The organism is Maridesulfovibrio sp. (genome assembly GCF_963677005.1).
Lineage (GTDB): Bacteria > Desulfobacterota > Desulfovibrionia > Desulfovibrionales > Desulfovibrionaceae > Maridesulfovibrio.
Genome location: NZ_OY781616.1, coordinates 180,000 through 192,813 on the forward strand (window position 1 = coordinate 180,000; position 12,814 = coordinate 192,813).

The 12,814-nt window shown below is 51.3% G+C and carries 8 protein-coding genes and 1 pseudogene; 8 read left to right on the forward strand and 1 reads right to left on the reverse strand.

The window, feature by feature from the left end; genetic code table 11:
• Positions 1–3,550: pseudogene (locus tag ACKU4E_RS00780) on the reverse strand (FAD-binding and (Fe-S)-binding domain-containing protein).
• A 460-nt stretch (positions 3,551–4,010) separates the two neighbouring features.
• On the opposite strand from ACKU4E_RS00780, the gene ACKU4E_RS00785 reads away from it, so the two are divergent.
• The 8 genes from ACKU4E_RS00785 (at position 4,011) to ACKU4E_RS00820 (ending at position 12,724) form a co-directional block, all read left to right on the forward strand.
• Positions 4,011–5,150: an aminotransferase class V-fold PLP-dependent enzyme gene (locus tag ACKU4E_RS00785; protein WP_320169188.1), complete on the forward strand. Its 1,140-nt coding sequence runs from the start codon at positions 4,011–4,013 to the stop codon at positions 5,148–5,150.
• 369 nt (positions 5,151–5,519) lie between these two features.
• Positions 5,520–6,113, forward strand: a complete 594-nt coding sequence (locus ACKU4E_RS00790; RefSeq protein WP_320169189.1) for a TetR/AcrR family transcriptional regulator — start codon at positions 5,520–5,522, stop codon at positions 6,111–6,113.
• A 9-nt stretch (positions 6,114–6,122) separates the two neighbouring features.
• Positions 6,123–8,258: a SulP family inorganic anion transporter gene (locus tag ACKU4E_RS00795; protein WP_320169190.1), complete on the forward strand. Its 2,136-nt coding sequence runs from the start codon at positions 6,123–6,125 to the stop codon at positions 8,256–8,258.
• Positions 8,259–8,270: 12 nt separating this feature from the next.
• Entirely contained in the window at positions 8,271–9,485 is a 1,215-nt protein-coding gene (locus tag ACKU4E_RS00800) for a response regulator (protein ID WP_320169191.1), read from the forward strand.
• A 25-nt stretch (positions 9,486–9,510) separates the two neighbouring features.
• A complete protein-coding gene (locus ACKU4E_RS00805) occupies positions 9,511–11,247 on the forward strand; it encodes an ATP-binding protein (RefSeq protein ID WP_320169192.1) in 1,737 nt (578 codons plus the stop codon).
• Between the two features lie 3 nt (positions 11,248–11,250).
• Positions 11,251–11,607: a response regulator gene (locus ACKU4E_RS00810; protein WP_320169193.1), complete on the forward strand. Its 357-nt coding sequence runs from the start codon at positions 11,251–11,253 to the stop codon at positions 11,605–11,607.
• Between the two features lie 18 nt (positions 11,608–11,625).
• Positions 11,626–12,255 (forward strand): sensor histidine kinase, encoded by a 630-nt coding sequence (locus ACKU4E_RS00815; RefSeq protein WP_320169194.1) that lies wholly within the window; start codon positions 11,626–11,628, stop codon positions 12,253–12,255.
• Positions 12,256–12,295: 40 nt separating this feature from the next.
• Positions 12,296–12,724 carry a response regulator gene (locus ACKU4E_RS00820; protein ID WP_320169195.1) on the forward strand — a complete coding sequence of 143 codons (429 nt, stop codon included), beginning with the start codon at positions 12,296–12,298 and terminating at the stop codon, positions 12,722–12,724.
• Positions 12,725–12,814 lie beyond the last annotated feature (90 nt).

Consider the following 12,814-nt stretch of genomic DNA (forward strand, 5'->3'; position numbering starts at 1 on the left):
TCAGCCCTGAATGATTACCATCTCGTCCTGCCGAGTGGCTTTTTCCAGCTGTTTTTTCAACTCCTTGCGCCATTTGGGACCGCCGATGACTTCTGCCATGTACTCTACAGTGTGCAGTACACGGTTCTGTTTTTTCAGGGCGTGCACATTGCGCTTGATCCCCACCTTGCACGATGGACAGCCCACCAGTATGGGGGTGTTCTTGTCGTGTTCCTGGAGATCTTTTTTCAGTTGCATACCTTTGCGGTCACGCAGTTTGTTGTAGATCTCAGGGCTGGTTATGGAACCGAGTCCCGACTCTCCGCAGCATCCCGGAGAAAGGGTTACGTTGCTGCTCAGAGTATCGGCTATGGCCTGGCGATAAATTTCCGGTGCCTTGGATTTTGCTACATCGGTCCATTCAGTATGGCAGGATGCGTGGTAAATCACTTCCTGCGCCGCTGTCGCCGATTTGAAATCAAGGTTGCCGGGATTGGCCAGCAGGTACTGCACGGCATCCTTGCGTTTGAGTTCGTATCCGAGTTCCCTGAAATCGTAGGATTCCAGAGACTCCCTGCATGTTCCGCAGGCGGTCAGCAGGGTGGAAACCTTCATACCGGCAATGGATGCCTTGGCGATGCGGTACTGGATATCGCTTATGTTGCGGTGGCGGTTTGTGTTGTATGCCTCAACGCAGCCGCTGGACAGCAGCGGGTAGCCGCAGCACAGGTGCTTGGAGGGCATGATCACGTTTATGCCGGACTTGAGCAGCAGGTAGAGCGTGGCCATGCCGATGTCCTTGGAGAACAGCGAGGCGCCGCAACCGGGGAAATAATATACGGTATCCGCTGCCGGAGTGTTCTGCATGAACATGGATTCATCGTCCAGTCCGATGGTCTCGTGAAGGTTCTTGAAGTCCATTGCCGGAGTAGGGCTGTGCAGCATGGGAGATTCCATGCGTCTGCGCCAGTGTCCGGGAATGAGCCCCACAGCCTTGGACTGGAAGCCTGCCGAAAGGGAGAGAAACTTAGCCGCTCTGGGCAGTCTCTTGTGCGGGTCCTTGGCAATGAAACCGAGGACAGCGCTTTTTACCGGGTGTCCGCCGGTTCCCTTGTATTCGAGGAAGGAGCGTATCTGCAGAGCCGCACCGGCCGAATCGATCTTGATGGGACAGACCGAGGTGCAGCGGCCGCACGCGGTACAGTGTTCCATCAGCTTTCTGAGCTTGGTCAGCAGGTCGGGGGAAGGTTCGCCGCGCTGTACCTGCGAATAGTAGATTGCCTCAATGAGCGCGCCCAGAGCTATGTTCTTGTTGCGCGGGTGGTACATGAGTCCCCGTTCCGGGAAATACATGGGGCAGACCTGCTTGCATTTTCCGCAACGGGTGCAGGTCTGGATGTGGCGCAACAGTTCCATCAGGTGTTCCTTGTCCTTGATGGCGGTCTTGTTCAGGTCATTGATGAGCCTGTTGAACGAGAACGTGTACGCCGGGGAAGGAAGGTCCCTGCGGGTGAGCTTGCCGGGGTTCAGGATGTTGAGCGGGTCCACTTTGAGCTTGTACTCGCGGATAGCCTTGATCTTGGCCTCGGACAGGTAATCTATTTTGGTGATGCCTATTCCGTGTTCTCCGGAAACCTCGCCTTTGAGTTCCAGAACTTTCTTGAAGACATCATCAACAGCTTCGTGCGCGCTGTGCAGCATGTCCTGATCATTTGAGTTGACCGGTATGTTCACGTGGCAGTTGCCGTCGCCCGCATGCATGTGGTTGGCTATGACAATGCGGCGGTCATGAAGATTTTTGTATATTTCGGATATACTGGAATCAAGTTTGGGGAATTCATCGCGCAGTTCCTGAAAAAGGTAGCGGACCTGTCCTTCCAGTTCCTGGTCGCTCATGTCATTACCGGAGATTTTGCCTTTGAGAATGTTGGTGGTCCGCTCCAGGGCCAGTTCCACCTTCGGTTCTTCAATGGGAAATCCCGGAAGTTCCTTTACCGCCAGCAGAGAACGGCGGTATATCTTTGCAAGATAGATGAGGTTGAGGTCCTCAAGAAAGTCGGAAAATACCGGTATGACCTCAAGCGGAATAACGATATCCTCGTTGACCTTGAAACCGGAAGTACGCTTGGCTATTGCCGAAAGCTTGTGACGGTCTTCCCAGAACAGTTCCGCTTCCTTGGCATCGCGGGCGGCAAAAATATCAACACCGTCGTAGGGCTGAGCAATGGACATGATGGTGTCAACAGCGCTCTGCAGGGCGTGTTCATCATCCGAATCCAACTGCAGGATCAGCACGGAAATGGGCTCGCCTTCATATTTTTCCGATTTCTTGCTGTATTTGATGGCCTGCACGTATTTGGGCCCGAACTCTTCAAGAGCCGAAATCTTGACCAGGTCTCCTTCCTCGCGAATGGTATCACGCAGTGCTACCACGTCCTTGATGACGAGCATGGCGTTGCGCATGGAGCGGCCGAAGAATTCAAGGCAGAGCACACGCGTTTTGCTCGGTTTCGGGTAAAGTGCGAAGCAGGTTTCGGTTATGATCCCGTCCACGCCTTCCTTCTGAACTCCGGGGAGTCCTCCGAGATATTTGTTGGTAACGTCCTTGCCGAGTCCGGCTGTGCGGATTTCGTCCGAAGTCAGCTCTATGCTGTCGATGAGCTGTCCTTTGGAATTGAATATTTCGAAGATGGCTGTTTCTCCGGCAAAGATCTTGTGACCCGGATGGTCCTTGCGTCTGATTTCAATCAGATCGCCTTTGGGGGTTACCATCTTGTAGCTGATTATATTGTCGATTGTGCAGCCGTATTCGAAAGCGTAGGGGCCACCGGAGTTTTCCGATATGTTCCCGCCAAGGGAAGAGCCCGCCTTGGAGGCCGGGTCAACAGTGAACAGCACACCTTTTTTCTCGGCAGCCTTGATGGCATCCAGGGTGATAACCCCGGCCTGGGCACAAAGGATCATCGACTGGGTGTCGACACTGAGTATTTTTTTTGAATCTGCCGAGCGAGAGGACGGCAGTTCGGTCCAGAGCGGGGATGGCTCCCCCGGTTGCTCCGGTTCCTCCGCCTCGGGGGATGAGTCCGAACTGCATTTCGTTGGCCAGACGTACAATAGCTCTTATCTGGTCCGTTGTTTCCGGAAAAAGTACTGCGATGGGCAGCTCTATGCGCAGGTCTGTTGCGTCTGTGGCCGACTGGACCAGAGTATGCGGATCAAGTCCGATACAGTGTTCGGGCAGGATTTCTTTCATCTTCTCGATGAATCTTTCCTTGAATTCTTTGTCGGCATCCTGTTTCAGCCAGAAATTTTCCACAGCACGGCTGAGGCGCTGGGGATATTCGCCGGAAAGGGTCGGGCGGGCCAGGGTGAGTGTCCGGGAAACCGATTTGCGCACCAGTTCCGGATCAATGAACGGGTTGTAGCGCACGAGGAAGAGTTCTGCGGCAATGCTTTCGGAAAGTTTGCGAACGTCTTCCGGCCAGCCTTTGAATTCAAACGGATCAAGGCCAAGTACTCGCGAAAGGAGTGCTTCGGCGGGAATGGAAATATGTGGGCCTAACTGAGGCATAATGTCTTACCTGGAATGTTTATGTTTTATGAGGAGCAGAACAGCCCCTGTGAAGAAAAAATGGCAATATAGTGGCCGTGCTGATGAAAATCAAGTATCTATTTTGCTGTCAGCTTGTCCGGCTTTCCCCGAACTCGAAATCCGGAGATATCCCGACCTTTCTTTGCGCTCGGCCGGCAGGCTTGGTTCCTGCTTTCGATGCGTCGGATTTTCAGGACAAATCTGTTGCGGTTATGGGCCTTGTGAAGTTTCCCAAGATCGCAGCAGACCTCGTATCATATAATGATGGTGTCGGAGATTGTAAAGGGGCAGAGTGTTTAGTGCTTGACATAAAAGGCCCAACTGACGGATTATTTCTGCTCCCGTTTTTTCCACATAAAGCCTTTTCCCGGAAATATTTTCGTATTACGAAATCTACAAGCCTACAGTGTCGATAACAAGAAATAGAGAGGTCAAGAAAATGATCGGTGAGGATTTTGCTGAGCTTAAGCTTTTTATTACCGGACCCATACTTTTGCGCGATGAGGTTCGCCAGGCCGGACTTCTGCCGGAATTCGGACACAGGGACGCGGAAAACTCAAAGCGTTTCGTGCCGATCATGGAAAACCTTCTGACCATTGCCGGAAATCCTGAAGGATATACTCCCGTCATTTTCAATGGTTCCGGTACCAACGCCCTTGAGGCCTCAGTCCGTTCTCTTGTTTCCGATTCGGATACCGTACTCAACGTTTCCGTTGGGGCATTCGGCGATCTTTTTCATAAACTGGCTGTTGTCAACGGCAAGAAGGCCATGCAACTGCGGTTTCCTTACGGAAAAACTATTGATCCGGAAGTGCTTGAAGAAGCCATGAAAGAACACCGGCCTGATGTTGTCACCTTCACGCACAACGAAACATCGACAGGAGTGGAGAACGATGTTGTCGCAATCTGCGAAATCATCCGTGCGCACGGCGCTCAGCCGATCATAGACGGGGTGTCTATTTTCGGTGGTGCTCCTTCTTTTATAGATGAAGCAAAACCGCTTATGTATTGTACCTCTACCCAGAAATCATTGGGCCTTCCTGCCGGGTTCGGCATTGTATTCCTGTGTGACGAAGCCCTGGAAAAAGCCGAGAAGGTCGCAAACAGGGGCTACACTACCGACATCATCGCACAGATGAGCAAAGCCAGATTGAAACAGACTCTGACCACGCCGAACGGAACTCTGGTAAACCAGATGTGTGTGCAGCTGGATTACATCGTCAATGAAGAAACAGTTCAGGCCCGTTTTCAGCGCCACGAGAAGATGCGTGATATAGCTGTCAAATGGGCCGGGACCATGGACGGCTATGAGCTGTTCGCTCAGGAAGGTTACCGTTCCCCGACCATGACCTCCTTCAAAACGCCCGCACATATGACAATTGACCGTTTGAAGGAGGTCAAGGAATTGATGCGCGAACACGGGTATCTGTTTGATCCCGGTTACGGCAAGATCAACAAGGAACTTGCGGAAGTCGGAGACTCTCCGATTTTCAGAGTCGGGCACATGGGAGATATAATGCCTGCCATGCTTGAAGAGTATCTGGGCGTGCTCGGCAGCGTTCTCGGCAGCTTTTCCTAGTTCCGCCATTTAATTTCTGCTTATTCGGGGCCTGAATCCGGTGTATGGATTCAGGCCCTATTTTTTTTATGAAAAAAGGTGAAAATATTTTTTGTGGTGAACACTCAGTTTTTGAGCCTGTATGGGTGTAAAATCGTTGGATAAAAACTGAGCTTAGACTCAGTTTTGTCTTGTGTCTGATTTATGTGAAAAAAATCGCAAATTGATTTTGTGGATAATGTTTTTATAAAATAAAGTTATTACAGTATATTATAGTTTTATTGTGACTTGTTTGTGAAATAAGTGACGGGTTGACAACAAATATTGATTCGGATTAATTTCTATTCCGACTGAGTGCTCAGTCGGTTTTTAGGAGCAAGAGGAGAAAGGATGACCAAGATGTCTAAGAAGAAGGCGGCGATACTGGAGGCTGCCACCATGCTTTTTGCCAACAAGGGCTTTGCGGACACTTCCATGCAGGAACTGTCCACCATAACCGGGGCGGCAGAGGGTACAATATTCTATCATTTCAAAAGCAAGGAGCAGCTTCTGCTGAGTATCCTTGAAATCACCAAGGAGAGGATTCTGGTGGAGTTTTCCGATCACATGGAAAATCATGCCCCGGGAACCGGTGTAGAAATGATGGAAGAGGTGGTGGCATTCTACCTTCTTCTTGCAGGACGGATGGAACATCAGTTTCTTTTGTTGCACCGGCTTTTTCTTTACCAGTTTGCTGAAAGCAGACCTGAATTTCGGGAACACCTGGAAGAAATCTACAACTGTCTGGTCCTTCTTTTCGAGCAGGCCATACAAAGAGGGTTGGAGGACGGTTCCATTGGCGGGGTGAATCCGAGAAAGAGTGCACTCATCATTTTCACGATGGTTGATGGTTTAGTGAGATTCAAAAATTTTAATCTCTACGATGCGGGGGCGCTGTTCAATGACTTGATCGAGTCTATCCGCAGAATGTTGAAACCTGAATAGGGGTGTTTAATGCTTACCAGAATTTTCCCTTTTATGGGCTGGTTCAAAAAGTACAGTGGAGCGGCTTTCAGAGCGGATATAATTTCCGGTCTTACCGTTGCGCTTGTTCTTATCCCCCAGTCCATGGCGTATGCGCAGCTCGCGGGCATGCCTGCTTACTACGGCCTTTACGCCTCCCTGCTTCCTCCCATGGTTGCAGCTCTTTTCGGCTCCAGCCGGCAACTGGCCACCGGGCCGGTTGCGGTTGTTTCGCTTATGACCGCAGCTTCCCTGGAACCGCTGGCTACTGCCGGAAGTGAAGGGTACATAGCTTACGCCCTGCTTCTGGCCCTGCTTGTAGGGGTTTTCCAGTTTCTGCTCGGTGTGTTGCGGTTGGGCCTTGTTGTCAACTTTCTTTCCCACCCGGTTGTCAACGGCTTCACCAACGCGGCAGCAATAATTATTGCCTCTTCCCAGCTTTCCAAGATGTTCGGCGTCTATGTGGACAAGGCCGACCTGCAGTACGAAACCATCGTGCGGGTCGTAAAGGCGGCTGTCCATTATACTCATTTCCCGTCATTGGGAATGGGCATACTTGCTTTCGCCATCATGGTCGGGCTCAAGAAAATCAACCCCAAAATTCCGAATGTTCTCTGCGCGGTTGTGATTACCACCGTGCTTTCATGGGCAATCGGTTTCAACCATGATACCGCTGTAAATGTATCCGCTATCCAGGATGCGCGTGCTGTTGAAGTCATTGGCGAATTCAACAAGTCCGTGAACGGCATTGAAGAACTTGCTTTCAAACGCACACAGCTTGCGGCTCTTGAAGACAAGGCCAAGGCCGAAAAGAACAGGATCGGTTATTTTGATGCCGAACACGACCTGCAGGTGCTCAACTATCAGGTCAATCTGCTTAAACACAAATCGCATGAATACCGCGCTGAACTGCGTTCCATGCTTTTCAGCGGAGTGGAGCAGTCCGACGGCTCCATTGTTTTCTTCCCGCAGGGTAAAGTTCCCGCAGGGATGAAAGATGACGGACGCACCTGGCGCATCAAAGTCGGCAATAAGCCTTTGAGCACAGAATCCCTCAGGATGATGGGCGGCGGTGCAGTTGTCGGGAATGTTCCTTCCGGTTTCCCTCCGCTGGCCGTACCTGCAATGGACTTGAAAGTCATACTGAAGCTGCTGCCGTTTGCGGTCATCATCTCACTGCTCGGTTTCATGGAAGCCATTTCCATTGCAAAGGCCATGGCAGCAAAAACCGGGCAGAGGCTTGATCCCAACCAGGAACTTATCGGTCAGGGTCTTGCCAACGTTTTAGGTGCATGCTGTTCCGCATACCCCGCATCCGGGTCTTTCTCCAGGTCTGCGGTCAACCTCCAGGCCGGTGCTGTCACCGGGCTTTCCAGCGTGTTCACTTCCGGTATTGTCGCCGTTACGCTGTTGTTCTTCACCCCGCTGCTCTACCATCTGCCGCAGGCCGTTCTGGCTGCAGTTATCATGATGGCTGTTATCGGGCTGATCAACGCATCCGGTTTCATCCACGCATGGAAGGCGCAGAAATACGATGGCGCCATTTCCGTGATCTCTTTTGTCGCCACTCTGTCATTTGCTCCGCATCTTGATAAGGGTATCATGATCGGTGTGGCTCTTTCCCTCGGTGTTTTTCTTTACAAGAGCATGCGCCCCAACGTGGCGGCTCTCTCCAAGGGAGAAGATTCCGTTCTGCGTGATGCCAGCATCCACGGACTCCGTGAGTGCGATCATATCGCTGTGGTACGTTTTGACGGTCCGCTCTTCTTTGCCAACGCAAGTTTCCTTGAAGATCAGATCACTGACCGTCTGCTTAACATGCCCAAGCTCAGGCATCTGATTCTGGTCTGCAACGGGATAAACGACATTGACGCTTCCGGCGAAGAAGCTCTTTCACTCATCGTGGATACTGTTCGCAGCGGCGGGCGGGACATATCGTTTTCAGGTGTGAACGAAACCGTTATGGCTGTGCTTGAACGCACCCATCTGCTTGAAAAAATCGGTAAGGATCACGTCTACAGTGATACCGATGACGCTCTGTGCAGAACCCATGCCGTAGCTCATGCCGACGGGACCGAAAGCGATTGTCCGCTCACAACCTACTGTCGTATCAACGGTAATGTTTAGTGGAGGTGTATTATGTCTGATCTGTTTATATTCAGCGGATTGTTCTGCCAGAAGGATGCTGTCATTAAAAGGATGATGGATGATTCCGGGATCAAGCTTGTTTCCGACGCTGATCTGGTGACTGATGCAGCCGCCCTGAGCGGGATGAGTGAAAAGTCCATATCCAAGGCTTTTTCTCCCAAGACTTCCATATTCAATAAATTCAGCCGTGAAAAGGAGCGCGCAGTAGCCTGGTTGCGCCTGGCTCTTGCCCAGAGACTTGCTGCGGGTGAAGCCCTTCTGGTTTCCGGACTGGTAACTCATCTTCTTTCTCAGGAGATAAGTCATATACTCAAAGTTTGTCTTATTGATGATCTGCCTAGAAGGTCTTCCGTTGCCCTGAGGGAAAGCGGTCTTGCCGAGAAGGATGCGGTCAAGGCCATTCATCAGAGCGATGAGGAAGCCGCTTCCTGGGTACGTGACCTGACCGGTAATAAAGATCCATGGTCACCGGGGCTTTACGACATGGTTATACCCGTGGATAAGACCGGCGTGGACGAATCCGTAACACTTATCAAGGAGCAACTGGGCAATGCGGCAGTCAGTGAGACTGATGCTTCCCGGCAGGCTGTGCAGGATTTTCTGCTTGCAGCCAGGACTTCATGCGTGCTCGTGTCCAAGGGACATAACGTTGACGTCCGCGCTTCCGGCGGGGTCGTCATCCTTGCCATAAACAAGAAAGTGCTCATGGTCGACAGACTGGAAAAGGATCTGCGTGAAATAGCCGAGCCTCTTGAAGGTGTGGAAAAGGTGGAAATCGAATTCGGTAAGGATTACTATGATGCTGATATCTACCGTCGCATGGATTTTGAACTGCCGTCGAGAGTCCTGCTTGTAGATGACGAGCGCGAGTTTGTGCAGACTCTTTCCGAAAGGCTGCTGCTGCGTGATCTCGGTTCCGCAGTTGTTTATGATGGCGAGTCCGCGCTTAGTGTTGTCAAGGAAGATGAACCCGAAGTAATGATCCTTGACCTCAAGATGCCCGGAATTGACGGCATTGAGGTCCTGCGCAGGGTCAAGGCCGAAAGACCCGGGATCGAGGTTATCATCCTCACCGGTCACGGTTCAGACAATGACCGCAGGATATGTATGGAGCTCGGTGCGTTCGCTTACCTGAACAAGCCTGTGGACATAGAAGTTCTCAGTGCCACGCTCAAGGACGCCTACGCCAAGGCACGCAACTCTTAATCAATAAATATCCCGGAGCAAGGGTATGTCGATAAGAGGAATATTCAAACCGGAATTTCTGGACGCTGAAGCACAGGCGGCCGGTCCGTATAAACGGTTGTTCAATTACAAGCATATCTGGTTGATGTGTCTGGCTATTCTGGTTTTTGTTTCTCTTGTGCCCATTCTCATAATGGCATCCATCGACTTCAGTGTGACCCGGGGTGCAATAAAATCCGAAAACACGCTGAGGGCGGCACGGACTGCGTCCAATACCCGCCGGGCGGTTTCCTATTTTGTCGAGGAGCGGAAATCAGCTCTGCAATTACTTGTTGAACTGGATAATTTCCGCTCCTTCGACGACAGGGACTGTCTGGCCGGGATGCTTCGTGCCCTCAAGGACAGTTTCGGAGGGTTTATAGATCTGGGCGTTATCGACATGGAAGGCAAGCAGGTTGCCTATGCCGGGCCGTATAATCTGGAAGGCCGCGAATACGCCGGTCAGGACTGGTTTCGGCAGACGGTTGATCAGGGGGTTTACGTCAGCGAAGTTTTTCTGGGCTTCCGGGACAGTCCGCATCTGGTCATCGCCCTGAAGCATTTCATTGATGCTGAAGGAAAGCGTTTCAATATCCTGCGGGCCACTCTCGATACAAAGCAGTTCAACGGGATATTCTCCAGCTTGGACCTTTCCCCCGGAGAGGACGCCTTTCTCGTCAACCGCGATGGAGTGATCCAGACTCCGTCGCGCTGGAACGGGGATGTTTTTTCGCGCGTAAGCTTCGATCTTCCCGAAGAGTCCTTTCGTACGAAAGTAGAGGAAATCACTTACCGCGACGGCGGCCCGGCCATGGCCGGCTATGCCTATATCGAGAACACTCCGTTCATTCTGCTCTTTGTCAAAACGCAGAAGGAATTCATGGGAGCGTGGAGAAGCTCCCGCGATACCGTGATCTGGTTTACCACAATAAGTATAGCGGTCATCCTTGTCGTTATGTGGGCCGTGGCTTCGTATCTGGTCGGACGGGTTTATATCGCCGACAAGACCCGCTCCAAGGCGCTGCAGCAGATGGAACACCATAACCGTATGGCTTCCATCGGCAGGCTGGCTGCCGGGGTGGCACACGAAATCAACAACCCGCTGGCTATAATCAACGAAAAGGCCGGATTGCTGAAGGACCTGTTTACCTTCAGTCAGAAATATGATGCTGACGAACGAGTGGTCGGGCTGGTGGATTCGGTTTTGCAGTCGGTGGAAAGATGCGGGCGCATAACCAAACGGCTGCTCGGTTTTTCGCGCCGGACCGATATGGAGTTCAGACCCGTTTATCCGCGCAAGGTCATTGATACCGTGCTGAGTTTCATGGGCAAGGAAGCGGAATACCGGTCCATTGAAGTAAGTGTTGAAGTTGATGAAGGCATTTACGAGATTGTAACCGACCGCGGAAAGCTGGAGCAGATTCTGCTTAACCTGATCAATAATTCCTTTCAGGCTATGAAGGACAACGGGTCGTTACTGATCCGAGTCTCCAGGGAATCTCGGGATCATCTCCTCTTCACGGTAAAGGACAGCGGATGCGGAATTCCTCCGGCAGATCTTAAAAGGATTTTTGAACCGTTTTACTCAACCAAAAAACAGTCGGGCGGGACAGGGCTTGGCCTCTCCATCACCTACGGACTGGTGCAGGATCTCGGTGGTGAAATGAGCGTCAAAAGCGAACTGGGCAAGGGAACCGAGTTCAGTTTTACCCTGCCTGCCGTTCCGAAAAACGGAGACAGCTAGGATATGAGAATTTTATTGGTAGACGATGAATCCGAGCTAGTTTCGGCACTTGCCGAGCGTCTTTCATTCAGGGGATTTGAGGCCGATTGGGCCTGTTCCGGTGAGGAAGCCGTTCAGAAAGTGGAACAGAATGATTATGATCTGGCGGTACTGGATGTGAAAATGCCGCGCATGAGCGGACTTGAGCTGCGCAGGATTCTTCGTGAACTGAAGCCGGAAATGAAGTATATTTTTGTATCCGGGCACGGTTCGGAGGAAGATTACATTGCCGGAGCTTCGGAAGCCGCGTGCTATCTGGTCAAGCCGGTCAAGATTGAAGATCTTGTCGCAAAGATAAATCAGGCATTGGAATGCGAGTAAATGTCAAGGAGGATTCCCATGGAATCAACCAGAGCGGAAGAGCGTGAAAATCTGGTGTTTTTCGGCCAGATAAGCGCCGCCATTTCTCATGATTTAAAGAATGTTCTCGCCATAATAAATGAAGACGCCGGGCTGCTGCATGATTTTTCACTCATGGCGGCGCAGGGAATGGAGCTTGATCCTGAAAGACTGGGCAGGGTGGCCGGGAAGATTCAGAATCAGGTCCGCCGTGGGGATACTATCATCAAGAACATGAATCGGTTCGCCCACAGCGTAGATAAAGCCGAGTGTGAAGTGAATTACAGCGAACTCGCCGCGCTGGTGATTTCGCTTCTTACCCGGATGGCTTCCAGAAAATGCGTCACGGTAACTCTGGCGGAAAGCGGACCGGTCATGGGCAAAGGTGATCCCTTTGTCATACAGATGCTGATTGCCCGCTGCCTGGAAAATTGCATGGACTGCGCCGGAAAGGACGAAGGACTTTCGGTTGCTGCCGCAGGTTCGGACGGGACCGGGAGTGTCGAAATTGCCGGGCTGGTCGAAGAAATACCCGCCGAAGTGCTTGACGGACTGAAAGATATCGCCGAAAACGCGGGGGCGTCGCTGAAATACACCCCGCAGGAAAAAGTCTTATCAATTATATTTTAACTACTTTTAAAATGCACAATGATGCAGGTGGAGAGAAATCATGGCAGAAAAAGTACTTCTCGTTGATGATGAAAAAGAATTTGTAGAAGGTCTGGCCGAACGTATGGAACTGCGTGGTATGGACGTAACCGCATGCACCAATCCCCAGGAAGCACTGGATAAAGTTGACAGTGAATCTTATGATGCAATCGTGCTTGACCTGCAGATGCCCGGCATGGACGGCATTGAAGCACTTAAGCATATACGCAAATCCAAACCGGAAATGCAGGTAATTCTCCTCAGCGGTCACGCAACAGTGGAGAAAGGCATTGAAGCCATGAAACTCGGCGCTATGGATTTTGTTGAAAAACCTGCCGATATTAATGTCCTGACCGACAAGATCAAGAAAGCCCAGGCCAAGAAAATGATTCTGGTGGAAGAAAAGACCGAGCAGAAAGTCAAGGAAATTATCACCCAGAAAGGCTGGTAGGCATAAAGCTGTATGTCAGTGCTTTGCCTCTTTGTAAGGCGCTGTTGCTTGAAACATTAAAGCCCCTGCCGGAAGTGATCCGGCAGGGGC